Below are 23,709 nucleotides of genomic sequence, written 5' to 3'. Positions count from 1 at the left end.
GTCTCGATAAGTATTGCAAACGAGGAGAAGCGTATGTGTCTTGGTGTCCCTGCCGTCATCACAGAAGTCCACGATGCTGCCCGTGCAACAGTGGAAATTGGTGGCGTCGCACGCATGATTTCCACCGATTTACTTGTTGACGAGAACCTCACCGCCGGTGACTGGGTTCTCGTACATGTCGGTTTCGCCATGAGCAAGATCGACGAGGAAGAAGCCAGACTTTCGCTCCAGCAAATCAAACAGCTAGGCGGCGACACTTACGAGGATGAGCTGGAATCCTTCTCATCGTCACAGATCAACTGAGGGGCTGGACGGCACCATGAAATACGTTGACGAATTCCGCGACCCCGCCGCTGCGAAGAAGCTGCTCGCACGCATTGAACGCGAGGCCACCAAGCTGGAAAAGCCCATCGCGCTGATGGAAGTCTGTGGCGGGCACACGCACACCATTTACCGTTACGGCTTGGAAAACCTCCTACCCGAGAACATCGAGCTGATCCACGGGCCCGGCTGCCCCGTCTGCGTCATCCCCATGGGCCGCGTCGACGATGCCATTTGGCTGGCACAGCAAGAAGACGTCATTTTCACGACCTTCGGCGACATGATGCGTGTTCCGGGGTCCGAAACGTCGCTGATGCAGGCACGTGCGCGCGGCGCCAATGTGCGCTTTGTCTACTCGCCTCTCGACGCGCTGAAGATTGCCACCGATAACCCCGATAAGCAGGTCGTTTTCTTCGCCGTCGGGTTTGAGACAACCGCCCCGTCGACTGCCGTGACCGTTGAGGCCGCGCGCCGGCAGGGGGTGGAAAACTTCTCCGTATTTTCCAACCACGTACTCATCGAGCCGCCACTGCGCGCCATCGTCAACGGCGGCGAAACCAAGGTCGATGGTTTCATCGGCCCAGGTCACGTGGCTACAACCACCGGCACGGACGCCTTTGAGTTCCTGCCGCGCGAGTTTAATCTGCCAGTGGCGGTCACCGGTTTTGAGCCATTGGATGTGCTCCAGGCCGTCGTCATGCTGCTGGATCAATTCGTCAGCGGCGACGTTGCTGCCGGTAAGTCGCGGGTGGACAACCAGTACGCGCGCGTCGTTCGCTCCTCCGGCAACACCACCGCGCAGAAACTTATGGACCGCGTCTTTTCTCTCCGCGACACCTTCGAGTGGCGTGGCCTCGGCTGGATTGAAAACTCCGGCCTCGGCATCTCTGAGGAATACGCGGCATTCGACGCCGAGCGTCGTTTCCAGGTGCCGGGGCGCCGTATCCCAGATCCCGTGACCTGCGAATGCGGTTCTGTGCTCACCGGCCACATCAAGCCCTGGCAGTGCGCGGTCTTCGGCACTGCCTGCACCCCGGCGACCCCCATCGGCACCTGCATGGTCTCCCCCGAAGGCGCTTGTGCGGCGTACTACAACTTCGGCCGCATCGATCGGAAGGTCACCGAGAACCTGGCGAAATCTCGCCGCTAGTTACTCCGTAATTCCCGCTCGCGCGAGCGCTGCCACGGCTTGCTTTACGACGGGCGCGTCAATCATTTCACCATCGAGCTGGAAGGCGCCGGTATGCGTTCCAGCGTGCTTGACAATCTCCCGGGCGCGGGCCAGCGTTGCGTCCGACGGCTTGTATGCCTTACGCACCGGTGGCACCATCGCCGGGTGAATACAGGCAGTAGCCAGGAATCCGCACCCCACTGCGTCGAGTGTCTCGAGATACTGGCCACGCTCATCCCGGAAATCAGCGTGAATGGCATCAATGGCGGCAATGCCCGCTGCAGCTGCATGGACCTGAACAAGTGCTCGCGCCAGACGCTGCGGGTCTCGGTAGTGGCGACGTGGGTTTTCATCCACACTCTGCCGCGAGGACACCCCGCCGAGTTCGGCGGTCAGGTCTTCGGCACCCCAGAACAGACCCACAACGTCCGGGTGCGTGGCAATCTGCTGGATATTAATCATGGCCTGCGGGGTTTCAATCATCGCGATGATCTTCAACCCCTCGAGCTCTGCGGGGATGGAGTCTCGAATCTTGGGCACCATGACGATGTCGTAATCACATGCACGGGCAAAGGCGACATCCTCCGCGAAGGTCGGAGTCCCGGGACCGGTGATCCGAAGAATAGTCGTCTCCGGGTCGAGCGGATTGTTGATGATGTTCGCACGTGCCTGCTCGTGATTGTCAACGGCAGCGCCGTCTTCCAGGTCAATGATGACCATGTCCGATCGTTCAGCAGCTTTCTGGAAACGTTCCGGACGGTCAGCCGGGGCGAAGAGTAGCGCCGGGCCAGAGGGAAGCCAAGGGAAGGTCTGTTCACCATCGAGGGAGCTAAAGCCTGTCATAGCTCCTAACCTAATTGAAAACTCGAATCACCTTCGCGCAGGGGCTCCCCCAGGAGACAACAAAACCCGCGTTGTGGCATCCATAGAGTGGAAACCACAACGCGGGCTTGCTGAGTTTTTCAGCCTTTCGCGATTAGTCGCGGTACAGCAGCAGCGCATCGCCCTGACCGCCGCCACCGCACAGGGACACACCAGCGCGACCCGAACCGCGACGGTTCAGCTCCATCGCAGCGGTCAGAGTCAGGCGGGCACCAGAGCAGCCAATCGGATGGCCGAGGGCAATCGCGCCACCGTGGATGTTGGTCTTCTCCAGCGGGTAGTCCAGCTCACGCAGGGACTTGACGGCCACCGCACCAAATGCCTCGTTGATCTCGATGAAGTCGAGCTCCTGCGCGTCCCACTCAGCGCGACGCAGGGCCTCCTTCAAAGAGTCCGCAGGCTGAGCGTGCAGGGAGTTATCCGGACCTGCGGTCTGGCCAGCCTTGCCCACAACTGCGAGGTAGTCCAGTCCGTGCTTTTCTGCGTAAGCACGCGATGCCAGCACAACTGCTGCGGCACCGTCGGAAATCGGCGAGGAGTTACCGGCAGTGATGGTGCCGTTTTCCTTCAGGAAGACCGGGCGCAGCTTAGCCAGGGTCTCCACCGTGGTCTCCGGGCGAATGCCCTGGTCGGTGTCGACAACTACCGGGTCACCCTTGCGCTGCGGAATCTCGATTGGAGCGATTTCCTGCGCGAAAATACCGTCTTCCTGCGCCTTAGCCGCACGCTGGTGAGAAGCGGCCGCAACCTCGTCCTGCTGCTCGCGGCTAATGCCGAGGTCGCTGTTCGGACCGTCGGTAAGCGTACCCATGGACACACCATCGAAGGAGTCGACCAGACCGTCGCGCTCCAAGGTGTCCTCCAGCTTCAGCGCACCGAAGGACTTGCCCTGACGAACACCGCGTGCAACGTGCGGAGCGTGCGTCATGGACTCCTGACCACCTGCAACAACGACGTCTGCATCACCGAGACGAATCAAGCGAGCGGCGTGAATGACAGCGTTTAGGCCCGAGAGGCAGACCTTGTTAACGATCTCAGCAGTCGTATTCCATGGCAGACCCGCCTTAATGGCGACCTGTCGAGCCGGGTTCTGGCCAGCACCTGCGAGAATCACCTGGCCCAGAACGACGTGCTGAACCTCTTCCGGGGCAACACCGGAACGCTGGACAGCGTGCTTGACAGCATGAGCGCCAAGTTCGACGGAAGTAAGCGGTGCCAGCTGACCGAGCAGCTTGCCCTGCGGGGTGCGGGCACCAGCGAGGATAACGACATCATTCGGGCTGGGAGCTGGAAGGTTACTCATGGATGGATTCTCCTAAGTCAAAACTGATGAGTGTGGACTGACCATGATTGCTGCGTATTTAATTCTCGAGGTCAACCACGTATGCGGCTTCGGTGTTGGCCTCGATATCGGCTAGCGTCACTCCAGGTGCCAGCCTGCGTAGCACCAGGTGATCATCAGCGACATCGAAGCTTCCCAGGTTGCTAATAATCCTTTTCACTACTTTTGCACCTGTGAGGGGCAGTTCGCAGGCTTTTACCAATTTTGGTTTGCCATCTTTGGAAACGTGATCGGTCAAAACCACCACTCGAGGGGTACCAGCGACTAAGTCCATCGCGCCGCCCATGCCCTTTACCATCTTTCCCGGAATCATCCAGTTGGCCAGGTCACCGCACTGGCTAACCTCCATTGCGCCCAACACGGCCATTTTCACAGCACCGCCGCGAATCATGCCGAAGCTGGTGGCGGAGTCGAAGATTGCCGCGCCCGGCACCAATGTCACGGTCTGCTTACCCGCATTGATAAGGTCGGCGTCCTCTTCACCTTCATATGGGAAGGCGCCCATTCCCAAAATTCCGTTTTCACTCTGCAGCAGAACACGCACACCTTCGGGAATATGGTTTGCCACCAGTGTCGGAATGCCGATACCCAGATTCACATAGTCGCCATCGCGCAGCTCTTCGGCGGCCTGCTGTGCCATCTCGTCACGGCTCCAGCCCTTGTCCATAATTGTCTTCGCAGGTGCCATTTAAATCTCCTCCCCTGCTGCCGCGTCACCGGCATCGTGGCTGGAATCGGTATTGCGTTGCCGAGTTGTGCGCTTTTCAATGAGCTTCTCGCGGCCGTCACCGCGGACGATGTGCTGGATATGCACACCCGGAGTCATCACCAGATCCGGGTCGATCTCACCGCGGCCAAGCAAGTGCTCCACCTCCGCAACGGTCACCCTGCCGGATGCTGCACACAGTGGGTTGAAGTTCTGCGCGGTCCGGCGATAGACAAGGTTGCCGTCGATATCGCCGTGGTAGGCGTGCACCAGGCCAATGTCGGCAACGATGCCACGCTCCTGCACGTAGGTCTGCCCGTCGAAGTCGGCGTGGGGCTTGCCCTCTGCAACGAGCGTGCCGACGCCGGTTGCGGTGTAGAACGCCGGAATACCTGCGCCCCCTGCGCGAAGCCGCTCAGCCAGAGTTCCCTGAGGGGTGAACTCCACCTCGATTTCTCCTTCGAGGTACTGGCGGGCAAACTCCTTGTTCTCGCCGACGTAGGAGGCCACTACCTTTGCCACCTGTTTGTTCTCCAACAGAATGCCGAGCCCAGTACCGTCAATGCCCATGTTGTTGGACACGATGGTGAGGTCTTTTGCCCCGGAGTCGCGCACGCCTTCGATGAGGGTATATGGCACACCACACAGGCCAAAGCCGCCAACTGCCAGGGTCATTCCATCAGTGACAAGGCCTGCGACAAGCTCACGGCCGGTCTGATCAGTTGTTTTTGACATTCTTCTACACCCAGCCCAGGATTCGCGGAGCCATCTCACGCATCTCGACCTTGCGGACCTTGCCCGACGCGGTCATCGGGAACTCCTCGACGACGTGGACGTAGCGCGGAATCTTGTGACGCGACAGCTTGCCGTGGGCAAAGGCCGCCACATCGTCAGCGGTGAAGTCTTCCACATCGTCGTGCAGAATTACCCATGCCATAATCTCTTCGCCGTACTTGTCATCCGGCACACCGATGACCTGCGCATCGACGACAGCCGGGTGGGTGAACAGGAACTCTTCAATTTCGCGCGGGTAGATGTTCTCACCGCCACGGATGAGCATGTCCTTAATACGTCCGGTGATGGACAGGTAGCCCTCGTCGTCAAGCACACCCAAGTCGCCGGTGTGCATCCAACCGTCGGCGTCGATGGCCTCGGCGGTCTTTTCCGGGTGCTCCCAGTACTCCTTCATAACGGAGTAACCGCGAACGACAACCTCGCCCTGTTCGCCTCGCGGCAGCGTCTCACCCGTTTCTTCACAAATGATGCGGGCTTCCAAGTGCGGCATAATCTGGCCGACGGTGTTGACGCGCTTTTCCAGAGGAGAATCTGCGCGGGTCTGGAAGGACACCGGCGAGGTCTCCGTCATGCCGTAACAGATGGCAATCTCGCGCATATTGAGTTTATCCATCACATCACGCATGGTCTTCGACGGGCACGAGGTACCTGCCATCACTCCTGTGCGCAGGAGCGACAGGTCGTAGGGGGATCCGTATTCCTCCTGATCATGAGCTTCTTCAAGCTCATTGATGAACATCGTCGGCACGCCGTAGAGGCTGGTGGCCTTGGCCGAGTGCACAGCCTTGAGTGTTTCACGCGCCTTAAACGACGGGGCCGGGATGACAATAGCGGCACCGTGGGTGAAGGCGGCGAAGGTGCCAATCACCATGCCGAAGGTGTGGAAGAACGGCACCGGCACACAGATGCGGTCGGTCTCGGTGTAGCCCAACAGCTCACCGATGAAGTATCCATTGTTCAGCAGGTTGCGGTGCGTTAGCGTAGCGCCCTTGGGAAAGCCTGTCGTGCCCGAGGTGAACTGGATGTTGATTGGATCATCCGGCTTCAGCTGGGAGGTGTACTCGCTCAGGTCGTCGATTTCGCTGTGCATGTGCTCGTACCATTCGGACGAACCGAAGTAAATGACCTTGTCCAAGCGCACACCGCGCTGCTTGGAGGCCTCAATCAGCATGGTTCGGTAATCGGAGTCCTTGTAGCGGCGAGCGGCAAACACCATACGCACACCTGCCTTTTCCAGCACGTAGTTCAGTTCGTGCTGGCGGTAAGCCGGGTTGATGTTGACCAGCACCAGGCCGATGTGGTGGCAGGCGTACTGCACCACGGTCCACTCCCAGCGGTTGGTGGACCAAATGCCGATGCGGTCTCCTGGACGGTAGCCCTCCCGGATGAAAGCGCTGGCCAGGCGCAGAACCCGGTTATAGAAACGCTCAAAGGTAAAGGAGACATCCGCGTAGACGTCAACGACGGCGTCGCGGGAAGGAAATTTCTCCACAATCGCACGCAGGTTCTCACCGAGGGTCTCATCGCGAAGTGGAGCGGCGCCTTGCTCGACACCGGCGCCGAACACGTGGCTCATCTTGTTGCCATCGGCATCGACAACATCCTTGCCGTATGGTGCCGGCACAGTGGTGAAGCCCTCCGGCAGCTTCGAAGGATCAGCAGTGCGCTGTTCTGCGTGGTTCTTCAATGTCGCGGTCATGGGGAGATCTCCTTGGTTTAAGTGACTCCGCAGAGTGCGGAGTGTGTGAGAGGAAAATGTGTTCTTTAGGGGGATAAATCAGTGGTCGTTACCGGCCGTGGGACTAACCGGTTACAGCAGCTCGCCGAGCAATGGCTTCTGCTTGACGGAAGAGCGGCGCATCCACCATCTGGCCGTCAAAGCTGAAGGCACCGGTGTTCTTTTCCGCTTCCGCCAAGAGCCGACGCGCCCAATCAATCTCCTCGTCGCTGGGGCGGTAAGCCTTGCGGATTGTCGGGACCTGACCGGGGTGGATACAGACGGTGGCGGCAAATCCCAACGCAGCGGCATCTGCGGCCTCCGCAGCTAGCCCATTTGCGTCGGAGATATTGACGTAGATGGAATCCAGACTGGCCTTACCGTGCGCCGCTGCAGCCAGGTGAACGTGGCTGCGGGTATGTACCGCCACACTGCGGTAGCTACCCGCATGGATACGGCCCGGCGCGAGTGCAGCCTCTGCTTCGCTAAAGCGTGATGACGTTCCCGCCAATCCCGCCACCAGGTCCTCTGCGCCCCAGAACAGTGCAACGACACCATCGGCCTGCGCCAGCTCTTCGGCGCGCATGACCCCAAGCGGAGTTTCAATAAGGGCAATGACCTGGGTCTTCTCCCCCAGTGCCGCTACCAACTCATCCACTTGCTGAGCCGAGGAAGCCTTGGGCAGCATCACCTGGCGGAAAGCGGTGCCACGCAGCATGTCAATATCCGCTGCGTAGTCCTCAACCTCCGGTGGATTGACACGCACAATCGTGCGGGCCGGGTCGAGGTCACAGGAGGCGATATCCTCGCGGGCAGCCTCACGGTTTTCTGCGCGACAGCCGTCCTCCAGGTCCAGAATCACCATGTCGGCACGGTCAGCAGCTTTAGCGAATCGTTCCGGCCTGTCTGCCGGCGCAAACAGAATTGCAGGGCCCAGCGGCTGCCAGGATTTATGCGTAGACATGAGCCACTCACTTCCCCGCTGAAGCTGCGTTCTCGGAGCCGTCGTCAAGCGAAGTCGGTGCGCATTGGACGAGCGTGGACCGGACGGCGCGGCAGACGATCGTGCCGTCCTGATTGCGACCGATGTGCTCGAGCTCGACAATGCCCTGGTTGGGGCGAGACTTGGACCGACGCTTGTTACGGCAGACGGTCTCTGCATACAGGGTGTCGCCGTGGAACATCGGTGCGGGAAACGCCACTTCGGTGAAGCCGAGGTTGGCGACGATGGTGCCGAGCGTCAGCTGCCCGACGGACAGCCCGACAACCGTCGACAGCGTCCACATGGAGTTGACCAGACGCTCGCCGCCGAATCCCGGCTGCTGGCTCGACCAGTGCGCATCCAGATGCAGTGGCTGGGTGTTCATGGTCAGCGTCGTGAAGAGGACGTCATCGGTTTCAGTGACGGTTCGCCCCGGACGGTGCAGGTAGCGCGCGCCGACCTCGTACTCTTCGAACCACAGTCCGCGCTGGACGACGTCGTGGGTGACTTCGGTTGCGTTGTTGTCAGCCATTTTTACAGCCCCAATCCACGTGCGATCAGCATGAGCTGAACTTCGGTGGTGCCCTCGCCAATCTCCAGAATCTTGGAGTCGCGGTAGTGACGTGCCACGCGGTACTCGTTCATGAATCCGTAGCCACCGAAAATCTGTGTCGCGTCGCGCGCGTTGTCCATCGCTGCCTCGGAGGCGATCATCTTGGCGATGTACGCTTCACGACGGAAATCTGCGCCCGCGGCCATCTTTGCGGCTGCGTCGTACCACGCCATGCGTGCGGCATGCGCACGCGCTTCCATTCGTGCGATCTTGAAGGAAACAGCCTGATACTCGCCAATTGCACGGCCCATGGACTGACGTTCCTTGGCGTGACGGACCGACTCATCGACACAGCCCTGGGCGGCACCGGTGGCAAGCGCTGCAATCGCGACTCGGCCCTCCGCCAAGATGGACAGGAAGTTAGCGAAGCCGCGTCCACGGGTGCCCAGCAGGTTCTCCTGGGGGACGCGGACATCGGTGAAGGTCAGTGGGTGGGTGTCGGAGGCATTCCAACCGACCTTGTCGTAAGCCGGTTCCGCGACAAAGCCCTCCGTGCCACTCGGGACGATGATGGTAGAAATCTCCTTCTTTCCATCGTCCTTCTGGCCGGTGACTGCGGTGACAGTAACCAGCGAAGTAATATCCGTGCCGGAGTTGGTGATGAACTGCTTGGCACCGTTGATGACGAAATCATCGCCGTCTTCACGGGCGTTGGTGCGGGTGGCACCGGCGTCGGAACCTGCATCCGGCTCGGTGAGACCAAAACCGGCGAGCTTCTTACCAGCAGTCAGCTCGGGCAGGTAGGTCTCCTTCTGCTTGTCATTGCCGAAGTGGAAGATCGGCATGGCACCTAGGCCAACGCCCGCTTCCAGGGTGATAGCGACCGACTGATCGACCTTAGCCAGCTCCTCCAGAGCGATACCGAAGGACAGGTAGTCGCCGCCCATTCCACCGACTTCCTCAGGGAATGGCAGACCGAACAGGCCCATTTCTCCCATCTGCGAGACAATCTCGTACGGGAAGGTGTGGTTGCGGTCGTGCTCGGCGGAAACCGGATCGACAACTTCGTTGGCAAATTCGCGAACTACTTTCTGCAGTTCCACGTATTCGTCGTCGAGGATGGCGGTTGCAATCTTGGTGCTTTCGGACATGATGAGTGCTCCTTAAAGATTTTGTAGGTGTAGGACCTGATTGGTGCGTTTTGTGTGGGCTTTTATTCTTCGGCTTCGGCCACGGTGATGACGGCCAGCTGCTGGTCACCGGCGACCTGATCGCCCGGCGCGACGGTGAAGCTAACCTCACCTGCAATTTCGGCAGTGAGAGTGTGCTCCATCTTCATGGCCTCCATGACCAACAGAGCCTCACCAGCTTCGACGCGGGCTCCCTCCTCCACCGCCAACGCGATAATCGCGCCGGGCATCGGAGCTTGGATGACGCCAGAGCCGCCTGCATCGGCTTCGGCACCGGTGGTGACTACCTCGGTGCGGGGCAATACCCAGGTGCCGTGGGCACCGGCGACGACGTACTCTTCGTGGTTCGCCGACCCCGCATTGTCGATGGTCTCGACCAGGAAGTGCTGTGCGACTCCGTCGCGGACGATGCGCAGATGTTCCCCGTCGCGAAAGACCGAAACTTTGTAATTTCGCGGTTCTGGAACGTCGATATCTTCGTTCTCCGCTTCGGCCGACAGACCTGCGACTACGTCACCGACAACGACGTCAGCACTCGCCGGGGTGCCCACAATCGAGATCAGACGCGAGTCCTCCCCTGCCCCAAAGCGAATGCGCTGCGCGGCAGGCGCACTGGCACGCCAGCCATCCGGGGTCAGCCACGGTGAGTCGGTGGCTTGTTCAAAGCGGGAAGTCAGCCAGTCCATCGCAGCGGCGAGGTAGACATCGTCCGGTGTTTCGGAGGTGGCGAAGCCTTCCGCCACGCGGTCGAGCAGACCGGTATCAAGATCGCCGGCGCGAACCTCGGGGACGTTCAGCAGGTAGCGACAAAAGTCGATATTGACTCCGACACCTGCGACAACGGTGTCTCCGAGCGCTCGGTCCAACCGCTCGAGCGCCTGCTCACGGTTTTCCCCATGGGAGATGATCTTCATCAACATCGGGTCATAGAGAGATGAGACCTCGGAACCGTCGACAATGCCGGAATCCACCCGGATTCCCGCCCCGCTCGGCTCGACGACACGTGTGACCGTGCCACCGGTGGGCAGGAATCCCGCCGCCGGGTCTTCGGCATACACGCGAGCTTCAATCGAGTGACCGGTGAGAGTTACATCTTCCTGAGCAACCGGCAGTGGGCGTCCCGAGGCAATGTCAACCTGCAGCGCCACCAGATCCAGGCCGGTGACCTGCTCAGTCACGGGGTGCTCAACCTGCAGGCGCGTATTCATCTCCATGAAGAAGAACGACGACGGGTCCTTCGCCGGCACAATGAACTCCACCGTGCCCGCGCCGACGTAGCCGACCGAGCGGGCCGCGTCACAGGCCGCTTCACCAATTGCGCTGCGCGTTTCCTCATCCAGCAGAGGGCTCGGTGCTTCCTCGATGACCTTCTGATGGCGTCGCTGCAGCGAGCACTCACGCTCGCCCAAGTGGATTACATTGCCGTGTTTATCTGCGAGAATCTGCACCTCGATATGCCGCGGGGTGTCGACGAAGTGCTCGATGAACAGGGAGTCATCGCCGAAGGCACCCGCCGCTTCACGACGGGCCGTCGCGAGCGCAGCCGGCAGGTCAGCAGCGTTTTCCACGCGGTGCATCCCCTTGCCGCCACCGCCTGCCGACGGCTTAATCAGTACCGGAAAGCCAATCGATGGGGCTGCCTCAATGAGGTCCTCGTCGCTAAGCCCGGGGCGAGACAGACCCGGCACGGTGGGAACATCGCGGGCTTCGACGGCAGCGCGGGCGGAGATTTTGTCACCCATGGTGTTGATGGCACTGGCCGGTGGGCCAATGAATTCAATACCTGCTTCCTCACAGGCGGTCGCGAAGTCTGCGTTTTCAGACAGAAAGCCGTAACCGGGGTGGATTCCGTCTGCGTCGCAGCGGCGAGCGGCATCGATAATCTTGTCGATAACCAGGTAGGACTCACGTGCCGGAGATGGGCCAATGTGGATGGCCATATCCGCCATGCGGACGTGAGGGGCGTCGGCATCGGCATCCGAGTAGACCGCGACGGAGCGAATTCCGTTGTCACGAAGGGTTCGAATAATGCGGCAGGCAATCTCCCCGCGGTTTGCGACCAATACGGTACTCAGGCTGCCGCCAGCTGCGTGGGGCTGCGTGTTGTGCGCTGTCATGTGCCCTGTGTTTCCTTTCCAGAAAATGCGGTGTCGAGAGTTTTTAGCTGGTTACTACATGCGGAAGACGCCGAAGCCCTGTTCATCCAGGGGCGCGCCACTTGCCACATCGAGGGCCATGCCAAGAATTCGGCGGGTATCTGCGGGATCGATGACACCGTCATCCCACAGGCGAGCCGATGAGTAATAGCAGTGCGACTGGCGCTCAAACTGCTCGCGGATCGGAGCTTCAAACTCCTCCTGCTCTTCCTGCGACCAGCTCTCACCTGAGCGTTCAATCTGGTTGCGACGAACCGTCGACAGCGTCATCGCCGCCTGTGGACCGCCCATGACGGAAATGCGAGCATTCGGCCACATCCAGAGGAAGCGCGGCGAATATGCGCGACCGCACATGGAGTAGTTGCCGGCGCCGAAGGCACCACCGATGACTACGGTGAACTTGGGCACGCGGGTGGTAGCCACGGCGTTGACCATCTTGGCGCCGTGCTTTGCGATACCGCCGGCCTCGTATTCGCGACCAACCATGAAGCCCGTGGTGTTCTGCAGGAATACCAGTGGGATGCCGCGCTGATCACACAGCTCGATGAAGTGCGCGCCCTTCTGCGCAGATTCCGCGAAGAGAATGCCGTTGTTGGCGATAATGCCGACGCGGTGGCCGTGGATGCGGGCGAAAGCAGTGACCAGGGTCGTACCAAATTCGGCCTTAAACTCCTGGTATTGACCTCCATCCACAATAATTTCAATAACCTCGTGAACGTCGTAAGGCACTTTGGCATCGACGGGGACGACATCGTAAAGATCGGTCTGGTTGCGAGTCGGCGAGACGGTGGATTCTGTGTCCCACGGAACTTCCGGGTCCTTGGGGAGCGTTGCGACGATATCGCGGACACGACGCAGTGCGTCGGCATCGTTAACCGCGAGGTGGTCAGTAACGCCGGAGGTCTTGGAGTGCAGTTCGCCGCCACCGAGTTCCTCTGGTGTGACATCTTCACCAGTTGCAGCCTTAACCAGTGGCGGGCCTGCCAGGAAGATGGTGCCCTGGTTTTTCACAATGACCGCTTCATCGCTCATCGCCGGCACATAGGCGCCACCGGCGGTACAGGATCCCATCACGGCGGCAATCTGCGGAATCCCGCGAGCGGAAAGGTTGGCCTGGTTGTAGAAAATGCGACCGAAATGATCGCGATCAGGGAAAACTTCATCCTGGTTGAGAAGCATGGCCCCGCCGGAGTCGACCAGGTAAATGCACGGCAAGTGGTTAAGGCTGGCAATCTCCTGTGCGCGCAGGTGCTTCTTGACAGTCAACGGGTAGTACGTTCCGCCGGAAACGGTTGCGTCATTGGCTACAACCAGGCAGCGACGACCTTCGATGATGCCAATGCCGGCGATGACGCCAGCAGCCGGAACCTTGCCGCCATACATTTCGTGGGCCGCTAGCGGTGCGACCTCAAGGAAAGGGCTGCCGGGGTCAAGCAGTTGGTTGATGCGCTGACGTGGCAGCAGCTTACCGCGGGAAATATGGCGAGCACGGGCACGTTCGGAACCACCGCGTGCTGTTGTGCTAAGCAGCTCTTTGAGCTCTGCGACGAGCTCTTCGTGGCGCTGTCGGTTGGTCAATGCTGGAGCGTGAGTCATGGGCGAAATACTTTCCGTTAATGACTATTAACTTTCTTGACGAAAAGATTAATGTGACCCCAGTCACCTCACAACAAATTTTGTTTCTTAGACCACACTTTCACCCCCGGAAGTCTTTTATGCAGCTTGAAATACACACCTCTCCCCGAGGTCGCAACATGTTTCCAATAGAGATTTATGTTTCCCCTAGAAATCTGTTTCGGGGGTGAATTCAACTGAATGTGAGCGCCCTGCACCGCACAACAAAGCCGCCTGACCTCACACTGCTGAGCACAGTGAGGCCAGACGGCAGAAGAATGAATACGGATTATTGGTTGTTAATGCCCAGCGCAGCGAGGGCCATCTCAAAGGCATTTTCCCTTGTCGCCTCGGGGCCCGCCCATTTGAGCACATGCCTGGAAGAGTTAATCAACCCAGCGGTGAGCTGGACTTTAAGCTGCGCCTCGTCGGAGGTGAGTTCGGGCTGTAGTTCACGCAGAGCGTCCACCCATAAGACCATGTAAAGACGCTGCAAGGAACGCACTTTTGCGCTCTGCTCTGGCGCCAGATTTCCCCCTTCGCGCTCTTGGACACGAATGCGATCGGGCTCCGTGACTGCAAAATGCACGTGATGCGCAAGGAGGCCCCGAAGAGTCTCCTCTGGCTCCCAATCATTGCTCTTTGCTCGATCGAGAACTGCTCGCGCACCATCGACAAGTCGGATAGAAATATCGATGAGGATCTGCGCCAACAGCTCTTCCTTGCCGCTGAAGTAACGGTAAAGAGCTGGGCCAGAAATGCCGACAGCGGAGCCAACATCCTCCAACCGAGTCTGATGAAACCCCCGGTCGGCCAGGATCGCAGCAGCAGCGGAGAGAATCTCTGCTTCTCGACGCCGTCGCGCTTCGGTTCTACGTGACATAAGCCCTTATGTTAAACGCATTGAAGCCATTTCGTCTGCATAATTCTCACCAGCGCCAGCCCTCAGCGAGTGTTCACATAGACCACGGCTCGACAACAGACACACATCCTCGCCCACAGGTCCCCACACGTCCGGGTAGAGAAAAACCGCCGAGGTGACAGTTAGCACCGCGGCGGTTAGCCCCTAATCCAGTAAGGAATTAGTGGAAGAAGTGACGAGTACCTGTCATGTACATGGTGACGCCAGCTTCCTTGGCAGCAGCTATGACCTCTTCGTCACGGATGGAACCACCTGGCTGGACAACTGCCTTCACACCGGCATCAATCAGGACCTGCAGACCGTCAGCGAACGGGAAGAAGGCATCGGACGCAGCGTAGGCCCCCTGAGTACGGTTTTCTCCGTCGGCAAGCGTATTTGCGCGCTCAACGGCGAGCTTTGCGGAGTCCACGCGGTTGACCTGGCCCATGCCGACGCCGACGGTGGCGTTGTTCTTGGACAGCAGGATGGCGTTGGACTTCACAGCGCGGACGGAGCGCCATGCAAACTCGAGCTCAGCCAGCTCTTCAGCATTCAATGCCTCGCCGGTGGCCAGCTCCCAGTTCTCCGGCTTATCACCCTCTGCCTGGTAAGTATCCGGATCCTGGGTGAGCAGACCACCCGAGATAAACTTGTTCTCGGTGGTCGGTGCTTCGTACTCGGCGACGAGAATACGCAGATTCTTCTTGGCCTTCAGCACCTCAACGGCACCGTCTTCGTAGGACGGAGCGACGATGACCTCGGTGAAGATGTCCTTGACCTGTTCGGCCATCTCAACGGAGACCTCGCGGTTGACGGCAATGACACCGCCGAATGCGGACATCGGGTCACATGCGTGAGCTGCGCGGTGAGCTGCGGCGATGGACTCATCCGAGACTGCGATGCCGCACGGGTTAGCGTGCTTGATGATTGCCACACACGGGCGCTCGTGATCCCAGGCGGCACGCCATGCGGCGTCGGCATCCTGGTAGTTGTTGTACGACATCTCCTTGCCGTTCAGCTGCTTGGCGTTTGCCAGCCCCTTGGTACCAATGCGGGTCAGAGTTGCCGACTGGTGAGAGTTCTCGCCGTAGCGCAGCGGAGTCGGAGTGGATCCCTCAGCGCCACCGAGCTGCTCAACAAACCAGTTGGACACAGCTGCGTCGTAATCAGCGGTGTGCAGGAATGCGTCGCGAGCGAACTCACGGCGCTGCTCGAGGGTGAAGCCGCCTTCCTTCACGGCGGTAGCGACATCGCCGTAACGAGCCGGGTCGACGACGATGGCAACCGACGGGTGGTTCTTCGCCGCAGCGCGAACCATCGACGGGCCTCCAATGTCGATCTGCTCCACGCATTCGTCGTAGGAAGCGCCCGAGGCAACGGTCTCCCGGAACGGGTACAGGTTAACGACAACGAGCTGGAAAGCCTCCACACCGAGCTCCTTCAGCTGAGCCAGGTGGTCTTCCTTGCGGGTATCAGCCAGAATGCCGGCGTGAACACGCGGGTGCAGCGTCTTCACGCGGCCCTCGAGGCACTCCGGGAAACCAGTGAGATCCTCAACCGGGGTCACAGGCACGCCAGCTGCAGCAATCTTGCCAGCCGTGGAACCGGTGGAAACGATTTCCACGCCAGCCTCGTGCAGGTCGCGAGCCAGCTCCTCGAGCCCAGTCTTGTCGTAGACGCTAATCAGAGCGCGCTTGATCGGTTTACGCTGCGTGTTGTCGTTGGTCATTTCAGATAAGCCTTTCGTCCGTCACGCTCAATTCCGTGATCGGCAATCGAGTGCAATACATCAACCAGGAGTCGGCGTTCGACAACCTTGATTCGTTCGTGCAGGGTCTCCACCGTGTCGTCGTCCTCGACGGCCACTGGCTGTTGCGCCAGAATCGGCCCGGTGTCCACTCCATTATCAACGATATGCACGGTCGTGCCGGTGACCTTCACCCCGTAGTCAAGTGCATCCGGTACCGCACGCGCCCCTGGGAAGGACGGCAGCAGCGCTGGGTGCGTATTAATGATGCGATTGCTGTAGGCCTCCACAAATGATGGCCCCAGAATGCGCATGAAACCCGCCGAGACAACGATATCCGGCGAAAAACTGTTCACGGCCTCTAAAACACGAATATCCCAACCTTCTCGGTCCTTCTTTGCCTCAGCATCGAAAGGCACCCGAAAAGTTGGGATATTGAGGTTTTGAGCCCTCTCCAGCGCCGGACAATCCTTGTCCGAACCAACCGCGACAATCTGAACCTTTTCAGCGTCCAGCAGTTCCAGCATCGACTGCAAAAGGGAGCCCAGGCCAGAGGCCAGGACTACGATGCGGAGCTGCTTGCTGGAGGAATTATTGTGCGAAATTTCTGCGACGGGCTGTGCTTCAGTCACGGCGTTTAGCTTACCCAGCCCGGCAGAGACCCCAAATTCCGCTCCCCCTAAGTTGGCTTAGCTCTTTTGGCTTGACGACGGTTCCCCGTCGCCGCCTTCCTCCGAGTCTTCGGTGTCCTCATCGGATTCGTCCTCGTCGGTCGCATCTACTTCGCCCGATGCTTCTCCGCCTGCGGCGCTTTCTGAATCCTCTTCAGAGTCGTCCGATTCCTCAGCGTCTTCTGAAGTGTCTTCAGACTCAGCACCGGACTCTGATTCCTCCTCTGTGTCGGACTCGGCTTCGTCTTCGGAGGTCGCTTCATCTTCGGAGGTCGCTACGACTTCCCCGTCGACAATCTCCTCCGACTCCTCCGAACCGCTCCCGTCATTGTCGGACTTATCGGCGTCGCCGGCATCCTCAGCCTCAGCATGACCGTTTCCATCTCCCGCAGGCTTCGGCGGGAACTTCTCGGCGGCCACTTCCGAGACTCCCTTGTCCCTACCAAGTGACGGCACACCGGTCATCGCAACAACCACGATGGCCCCCGGAACAACCAGCCACATCGAGCCGAGCAGTCCAGTCAGCCACCAGGAGGCACCGGCCCACCCAAAGATGCCAACCTCACCGCCGAGCAGCCAAGCCAGCCCCATGAGGAAGATGATCGACCACACGGCAGCGAGAACGACGACCAGGTAGGGCTGCTTCGGTGCAGATTTCTTCAGGAATGCCACGACGCGCCAAGCCGCAACGGCTGGCGGTAGCACAATCAGCACTCCGAAAGCCCAGTGCACCAGCGACTGAGGCATGGCAGCCAAAATCGGCAGCGGTGGCAGCTGAGCCGGGTGCACTGCGAACAGCCCAGCCTCCGCTGGCCCAAACGTCGATTTTCCGCCCACCAGCACACCGACAGCACCGAAGGCCACATTTGGCAGGTACAGCAGCGAGAGGCCGCTGACCGCAACACTTTCACCGACGGTATCCGTGATTGCAAATGTCTCTGCCAGCAACTCTCGATGCCAAATCAGCGAAACGAGTGTCACCACAACACCGGCCAGCCACAGCCATGCCACGTAGCTGCCCGCCAGACGGGCCGACCCGAGCAACCACTCCGGCAGCTTCCGGCGCAGCAGTAGTGCACGCAGCAACCGCTGCCCCATTCCCAGCACCAAGGCCACGAGATTTACAAGCAGCGCGGCTGCAATCGCAAGGCCGAAACTAGGGGTCTGAACGCGGGGAAACACCTTCGACGCGTCGTAAAGCATGAGCCACGCGATGATGGTGAGAACAATGGGCGTGCCCAGATACGCGCCGACCAACGCGCGGACATCCTTGATGCTGATGCGGTCAGCGACTTCGCGGCGTACACGCCAGGCGATGAACAACACCATCAGCACCGCGGGCAGTGCTGGTGTGAGCCCCAGCGTCGTGCCGTTAAAACGGAACGGCGCGAGGTTAAAGATCATCCACATCGACGCGATACTCGCTGGAAGCGGAGACATTCCAGCGCCACTGACGATGACGCCAATCAGAGCTACCGAGATGATGAACAGCAATACGACGCCGTAAGAACCGGCAACAGACAGCCCAAACCGGCGTGTACGAGGCGAGTTAATGAAACGACGGAACCCCGAGGGACGCCCCTTGCGTGACGACGTTCCGGAGCCCCCCGCTTTCATCTTCGTCGTGGCGGCTCGATTGCTGTCGGCACCGACGCTGCGCGCACCGCCAGTCTGACCGGCCTGCGTATTCTGCCATGCGCGGGCAGTGCGCTCGCTGCGGACGCTACGGGAACCCCCGCCGCTGCCACCGGCACCGGTGCGGCTTCGCCGATTTCGATCGCTACCGGAGGAACCTCTCCGCGAATCCGCGCCTTTCACAGTGACATCGTCCTTCCCGCGTCTAATCATTGACAGCTGATTGCCCACCTATATAGATAGGGTGCCACGCAAGGGTGCGTCACAGCCATGGCCATATAGTGCCATACATACAACGCCTCTTTGTTTAGGCATTGCAGAGTCTAATTTGAAGGTACGGATCCCAGGACGGACGGTATCCGTTGAGTCCGATCTCCTTTTGCCCCCTCCCCCCCCCCCAAAGTGGCTTCACCTTTGGTTTCCATTTGTCAACGCCGATGGGTTACTTTTTGCCACCCCCGCGACCACACCCTTAGTTCACCCGGAAACTACTTGCCGATCCCCCTACCCAGCCCCTCGATTAAGGGGCATCCGCCATAAATCCCCTGGCAACACACCGGTTGCGCTTCACCGGATCCGTGATACAAGACAACAGCCCCACGGCCACAGCACGGCCCTATTGAACTGAAACTGACGAATCAGCGAACAAGTTCTCTAAAACAAGTTGCTTGCCCTATATCGAACCGTTATTATCGCAGAAGTTAGATAACAGTTGGGTTACAAAGAGTTTCGTTGGCAGGGAGATTGAAGTGACGTTTTTCAATGCTCGTCGCGGAGGCGGAAAGCACCGCAAGGTAGAGGTTTCCGCAACTTCTCGCGCAGCACTGGTCGCACTGTCCGCATCGACGATCGCTTCCTCCAACGCGGTCGCCCACGCAGCTGAGACCGAGAATAAGGCTCCGGAGAACTCAGCTTCGACTCAGACCCGCGCTGCTCAGCCGAAGAACAACGCTCCGATGGTGCTGGCCTCCAGCTCCTTCAATCCGAGCACTAACCTCAGCGACCACCTCGCTACGGCGTTGCAGTACAACCAGGAGCGCGTTGCTCGCGACCAGGCTGCCCGCGCTCCGAAACTCTCCATCCCGACCGTGGGGCTGCTGACCTCACCGTTCGGCTCACGCTGGGGAACCTTCCACTACGGTGTCGACCTGGCTAACGTCACCAACACCCCAATCATGTCCGTCATGGACGGCACTGTTATCGATGCAGGCCCGGCTCAGGGCTACGGCCAGTGGATTCGCGTTCGCCATGACGACGGCTCTGTTTCCGTCTACGGCCACATCGAGTCCATCTACGTTGCTGTCGGAGAAGCTGTCCGAGCTGGTCAGGTCATCGCCGGTATGGGCAACCGCGGCTTCTCCACCGGTACGCACCTCCACTTCGAGATCCACCCGGATGGCACCACTCCGGTCGACCCGGTGACCTGGTTCATCCAGCGTGGTCTGAACCTGAACTAATCAGGTATCGGCACAGGTACGAGCAAGCCTGGCCGCTCTGCGAAGGCCCTACCTGTGCACCGGCCCCTGTTTGACCGCGGCTGCAAGCCTCCCCTGATTAAATTTTTCAGAAACCGGCATCGCCGCCGGTACTGGGGCTTTACTCTTGACACATGGCAGAGACTCAAACATTCCGCATGTGGAAGAAGTTGGCTGCGACTCCAGTCGTCGGCAAGCGTCTATTTTCCTTAACCGCCGCATTGACGGCGCCATATTTCCGCACAATCTGTCCCAAGCTAGAGACGATGCAGCCTGGACTGGCGGTAGCGCGCATGCCCGCTTGGTGGGGCGTGCGTAATCACATTAAGTCCGTGCATGCGATTGCTGCGTGTAACCTCGCTGAATTCGCGATGGGCATGCTCTGTGAGGCCAGCGTACCGACAACGCATCGCTGGGTTCCAAAGGGCATGACGACGAACTACAAGCGCATCTCCGTTGGTGGCCTGACGGCTGTGGCCAAGGCTGAGTTGCCGGACTTCTCCACCATCACACCGGAGACTGGTGGGGTAGATTTTCCCGTCCACATCGTGCTGACCGATGCCAACGGCACCGAAGTACAAGATGCCACCATCAACTGCTGGGTGACAGCGAAGAAGCCTAAGTAGCCTCCACGCGATAGTGGCACGTGCACGGCCGCGGGTAGGGACGGCCAGTCGGGCGGTGGTTGTTCTTTTACAACTTCTCCATGGGCACGCCGCCGATAAGCATCATGCGGACCTTACCTGCGGATCCAAAGTCAATCATCGCAGTTGCCCGGGGCGCGGCCCCTTGGACCTCAAGCACAGTGCCTAAGCCGTACTTGTCGTGAACAACCTTGTCACCGGGCTCTAGGTGCAAGACCTGATTCTTCTTTCGGGATGACGCACCAGAGTTAGAGGATCCACCAGAGCCGAAGCCCGAGCTGGAACCGAAGCCCGACGAGGCACCATGGCCACGACCAAACGCGCTGCCCGCGCCGTAGCCACCAGAACCAAAACCACCAGAACCGGCGCCCCAGCTGCGAGCCGGAGCCTCGCGCAGCCAATCGATCAGGTCGCTTGGGACTTCCCCCAGGAAACGTGAAGGCGGATTATTCTGCGGCGAACCCCACGAGGACCGAGTCACAGCGTGCGTGAGATACAGCTGCTTGCGAGCTCGGGTAATACCCACATAGGCCAGACGTCGCTCTTCAGCCAGCTCCTTCGGATCGCCCAGGGCGCGCAGGTGCGGGAACAGTCCGTCTTCCCAGCCAATGAGAAATACCACCGGAAACTCCAGGCCCTTAGCCGTATGTAGCGTCATCAACGTCACTACACCGGTGTCATCATCCGGAATCTGATCCGCATCGGCCACCAGAGAAACTCGCTCGAGGAATGCCTGCAGACTTCCCGGTTCCGCTTCCCCATCGTTGTCGAAGTCGGCCGCGAAATCACGCGCGAGGTCATTCGCGATTCCAGATTCCACCTCGGACTCGCCACTAGTATCAGCACCGCTTTCAGCATCAGCTGCAGCGCCAGAGCCTTCATTTACATCAGCGCTAATATCCACCGACGACATCATCCGCGCCTCTGCAGAGAACTCCCGCGCAACGCTGACGAGCTCATTGAGGTTGTCCAGGCGCGTGGCATCTTGCGGATCATTGGAGCGCTCGAGCTCCGACTTGTACCCACTGCGATCAATAATCGCGTTGACCAAATCACCGATATCGGCCAGTTCACCGGATGCCATATCCGCCGCCAAGCCATCAATCATCTCGACGAACGCCGCCATCGCGTTTCGACTCCGCGCCGCCACCGCCGGAACCTTACCCTCCGCTACGGCACGTAGCGCCGTGCCGAACGAGCACCTCTCGTCCTCGGCATAGAGCGACACATGAGCCACCGCACGGTCACCGATTCCGCGGCGCGGCGTATTGATAATGCGACGCAGCGAAACATCATCGTCGAAGTTCTCAATAACGCGCAGGTAGGCGACAATATCGCGTACTTCCTTACGCTCATAGAACCTGGTGCCACCAACCACCGTGTACGGAACGCCCATACGAATGAAGACATCCTCTAGCGCACGGGAGGAATTATTGGTGCGGTAGAAAATCGCCACATCTGAATACGAGTACGGCCCGTAGTCGACCAATTGCTCAATCTCGTTAGCGATAAACCGAGCCTCATCGTGCTCATTGTCCGCCACGTAGCCCTTGATCTTGCCGCCCTCACCGAGATCGGTCCACAGCTTCTTCTCCCGGCGGTTCTCATTGCGCGCAATCAACGCATTGGCCGCCGACAGAATCGTCTGCGTCGAGCGATAGTTTTGCTCCAGCAGAATCGACGTGGCCTCCGGATAGTCCTTCTCAAACTCCTCAATATTGCGAATAGTCGCACCACGGAAGGCATAAATGGACTGGTCCGAATCGCCCACCACACACAGCTCACTCGGAGGCACATCTCCACCGGGCTTGCCGACGAGCGTCGAGACCAAAACATACTGCGCATGGTTGGTGTCCTGGTATTCGTCCACCAACACATGCCGGAAGCGGCGACGGTAATACTCTGCAACCTGCGGGTGATTGGTGAAAATCCGAACGACCTCACCGATTAGATCGTCAAAGTCCACGGCATTAGCCGCCCGTAGCCTGGTCTGGTACTCCAGGTAAACCCGTGCAACGACGTCATCAAAAGGATTGCGCGTCGTCGACGCGTCCGCGAGGGCCTTCTCCGGGTCAATCAACTCATTCTTGAGATTGGAGATACGCGACGAGAGCACGCGGCCGGTGAACTTCTTGGCATCTAGGTCCATGTCCTTAGCGATAATGGACAGCAAACGCCGGGAGTCGTCCGAATCATAAATAGAGAAATTGGAATTAAGCCCCGGTACTAGCGCATGCTGCATGCGCAGTATGCGCACACACATGGAGTGGAACGTGGACACCCACATACGCTGCGCCTGGTCACCGACCAGACCGGCCACACGCTCGCGCATCTCGGCAGCGGCCTTATTGGTAAAGGTAATAGCCAAAATTTGGCTTGGCAGCACTCCACGCGCACCGATTAGGTATGCAATCCTGCGCGTCAGCACAGACGTCTTTCCCGAACCAGCTCCAGCCACAATCAACAGTGGTGAACCAATGTGCTCCACTGCTTGGCGCTGCTGCGGATTAAGCCCCTCTAGCAGCGACTCTGAATCAAAACTGGGCTCGAAGCCGCCGCCAAAACCGCCGCCAAAGCTGGCAGCGCCACTCGGCGCGCTATTGCTACCAGCGCCGGCGAAGTGGCCGAAACCACCGCGGCCAGGCGTAGCACCGCCCGACTCACCGTGGTTCGAACCAGCATGGCTATCGCCACTACGTCCATCGTCAGCATTGAAGGACCCGAACAGCATTCCAGTTTCATTTCCCATGATGGCTACTACAGTAGCCGAGCCCCCGGATTGGACTGTTCGAATCCTTTGGCACAATAAGAACTATGAGCGAAAACCCTGCGGACACTCGCGCCGCACACACCGATAACACCGACGGCGCTGAGCACAGCCAGCAAGCTGCGGCAGTATCCCCTTTTGAAGTCCGCACCCCCACCGGCACCGATGACCCGTTGAGCTCCGCGGAGATCGAACAGTACCGCAAGGAAATCAACCGCCTTGACGGGCTGATTATCGATGCCATTCAACGCCGCACCGCAATCAGTAAGGCCGTCGGCAAAACCCGCCTGGGATCTGGCGGCACACGTCTCGTGCACGGCCGAGAGGTGCAGATCATCAACGAGTTCCGCGACGCACTTGGCCCAGAGGGCCCGGCAATCGCGTCGGCGCTGCTGCGCATGGGACGCGGTCGCCTGGGCTAACCCTCGCCAGCTACTCGC

20 protein-coding genes are annotated in these 23,709 nt (G+C 59.5%); 5 read left to right on the top strand and 15 right to left on the bottom strand.

The genetic code is table 11. The features are described 5' to 3' along the window. The first annotated feature begins 33 nt into the window (after nt 1-33). Nucleotides 34-303, top strand: a complete 270-nt coding sequence (locus tag CHU70_RS06755; RefSeq protein ID WP_049172773.1) for a HypC/HybG/HupF family hydrogenase formation chaperone — start codon at nt 34-36, stop codon at nt 301-303. A gap of 16 nt (nt 304-319) precedes the next feature. Beyond that, the gene (hypD, locus tag CHU70_RS06750) at nt 320-1,471 is read left to right on the top strand and encodes a hydrogenase formation protein HypD (protein WP_049172770.1); all 1,152 of its coding nucleotides are present in this window, start codon (nt 320-322) and stop codon (nt 1,469-1,471) included. Here hypD and CHU70_RS06745 read toward each other — a convergent pair whose 3' ends face one another. The 14 genes from CHU70_RS06745 to CHU70_RS06680 all read right to left on the bottom strand — a co-directional run bounded on the left by CHU70_RS06745 (nt 1,472) and on the right by CHU70_RS06680 (nt 18,596). Beyond that, nucleotides 1,472-2,335, bottom strand: a complete 864-nt coding sequence (locus CHU70_RS06745; RefSeq protein ID WP_147719159.1) for a CoA ester lyase — start codon at nt 2,333-2,335, stop codon at nt 1,472-1,474. 133 nt (nt 2,336-2,468) lie between these two features. Then, nucleotides 2,469-3,677 carry an acetyl-CoA C-acetyltransferase gene (locus CHU70_RS06740; protein ID WP_038627863.1) on the bottom strand — a complete coding sequence of 403 codons (1,209 nt, stop codon included), beginning with the start codon at nt 3,675-3,677 and terminating at the stop codon, nt 2,469-2,471. Between the two features lie 58 nt (nt 3,678-3,735). Continuing rightward, on the bottom strand, nt 3,736-4,404 hold the full coding sequence (locus CHU70_RS06735) for a CoA transferase subunit B (protein ID WP_005509864.1): 669 nt from the start codon (nt 4,402-4,404) through the stop codon (nt 3,736-3,738). After that, nucleotides 4,405-5,157: a CoA transferase subunit A gene (locus CHU70_RS06730; RefSeq protein ID WP_049172764.1), complete on the bottom strand. Its 753-nt coding sequence runs from the start codon at nt 5,155-5,157 to the stop codon at nt 4,405-4,407. 4 nt (nt 5,158-5,161) lie between these two features. Then, on the bottom strand, nt 5,162-6,916 hold the full coding sequence (locus CHU70_RS06725) for an AMP-binding protein (protein ID WP_048731620.1): 1,755 nt from the start codon (nt 6,914-6,916) through the stop codon (nt 5,162-5,164). A 103-nt stretch (nt 6,917-7,019) separates the two neighbouring features. Next, nucleotides 7,020-7,898, bottom strand: a complete 879-nt coding sequence (locus tag CHU70_RS06720) for a CoA ester lyase (protein WP_049172762.1) — start codon at nt 7,896-7,898, stop codon at nt 7,020-7,022. Between the two features lie 7 nt (nt 7,899-7,905). After that, the gene (locus CHU70_RS06715) at nt 7,906-8,448 is read right to left on the bottom strand and encodes a MaoC family dehydratase (protein ID WP_049172760.1); all 543 of its coding nucleotides are present in this window, start codon (nt 8,446-8,448) and stop codon (nt 7,906-7,908) included. Nucleotides 8,449-8,450: 2 nt separating this feature from the next. Next, a complete protein-coding gene (locus CHU70_RS06710; RefSeq protein WP_049193284.1) occupies nt 8,451-9,620 on the bottom strand; it encodes an acyl-CoA dehydrogenase family protein in 1,170 nt (389 codons plus the stop codon). Between the two features lie 62 nt (nt 9,621-9,682). Continuing rightward, nucleotides 9,683-11,776, bottom strand: a complete 2,094-nt coding sequence (locus tag CHU70_RS06705) for an acetyl/propionyl/methylcrotonyl-CoA carboxylase subunit alpha (protein ID WP_049172756.1) — start codon at nt 11,774-11,776, stop codon at nt 9,683-9,685. 54 nt (nt 11,777-11,830) lie between these two features. Beyond that, the gene (locus CHU70_RS06700; RefSeq protein ID WP_049172754.1) at nt 11,831-13,411 is read right to left on the bottom strand and encodes a carboxyl transferase domain-containing protein; all 1,581 of its coding nucleotides are present in this window, start codon (nt 13,409-13,411) and stop codon (nt 11,831-11,833) included. Nucleotides 13,412-13,718: 307 nt separating this feature from the next. After that, a complete protein-coding gene (locus CHU70_RS06695) occupies nt 13,719-14,312 on the bottom strand; it encodes a TetR/AcrR family transcriptional regulator (protein WP_016422168.1) in 594 nt (197 codons plus the stop codon). Between the two features lie 199 nt (nt 14,313-14,511). Further along, nucleotides 14,512-16,059 carry a bifunctional phosphoribosylaminoimidazolecarboxamide formyltransferase/IMP cyclohydrolase gene (gene purH, locus CHU70_RS06690; RefSeq protein ID WP_016422167.1) on the bottom strand — a complete coding sequence of 516 codons (1,548 nt, stop codon included), beginning with the start codon at nt 16,057-16,059 and terminating at the stop codon, nt 14,512-14,514. Continuing rightward, nucleotides 16,056-16,709 carry a phosphoribosylglycinamide formyltransferase gene (purN, locus tag CHU70_RS06685; RefSeq protein ID WP_016422166.1) on the bottom strand — a complete coding sequence of 218 codons (654 nt, stop codon included), beginning with the start codon at nt 16,707-16,709 and terminating at the stop codon, nt 16,056-16,058. Before purN ends, purH begins: the two co-directional genes overlap by 4 nt. 57 nt (nt 16,710-16,766) lie before the next feature. After that, on the bottom strand, nt 16,767-18,596 hold the full coding sequence (locus tag CHU70_RS06680; RefSeq protein WP_016422165.1) for a DUF6350 family protein: 1,830 nt from the start codon (nt 18,594-18,596) through the stop codon (nt 16,767-16,769). A gap of 536 nt (nt 18,597-19,132) precedes the next feature. On the opposite strand from CHU70_RS06680, the gene CHU70_RS06675 reads away from it, so the two are divergent. Together CHU70_RS06675 and CHU70_RS06670 are read left to right on the top strand one after the other, a co-directional pair. Then, a complete protein-coding gene (locus CHU70_RS06675; RefSeq protein WP_016422164.1) occupies nt 19,133-19,840 on the top strand; it encodes a M23 family metallopeptidase in 708 nt (235 codons plus the stop codon). Between the two features lie 152 nt (nt 19,841-19,992). Further along, complete coding sequence (locus CHU70_RS06670; protein ID WP_038627827.1) at nt 19,993-20,484, top strand: hotdog fold domain-containing protein; 492 nt, start codon at nt 19,993-19,995, stop codon at nt 20,482-20,484. A 67-nt stretch (nt 20,485-20,551) separates the two neighbouring features. Here CHU70_RS06670 and CHU70_RS06665 read toward each other — a convergent pair whose 3' ends face one another. Beyond that, a complete protein-coding gene (locus CHU70_RS06665; RefSeq protein ID WP_147719160.1) occupies nt 20,552-23,251 on the bottom strand; it encodes a UvrD-helicase domain-containing protein in 2,700 nt (899 codons plus the stop codon). A gap of 65 nt (nt 23,252-23,316) precedes the next feature. On the opposite strand from CHU70_RS06665, the gene CHU70_RS06660 reads away from it, so the two are divergent. Next, the gene (locus CHU70_RS06660) at nt 23,317-23,691 is read left to right on the top strand and encodes a chorismate mutase (protein WP_049171980.1); all 375 of its coding nucleotides are present in this window, start codon (nt 23,317-23,319) and stop codon (nt 23,689-23,691) included. Nucleotides 23,692-23,709: the final 18 nt, after the last annotated feature.

Source organism: Corynebacterium sp. LK10 (genome assembly GCF_008042455.1).
GTDB lineage: Bacteria > Actinomycetota > Actinomycetes > Mycobacteriales > Mycobacteriaceae > Corynebacterium > Corynebacterium jeikeium_D.
Note: the sequence above shows the minus strand (reverse complement) of the source record. Positions and strands in the feature narration are given on the sequence as shown.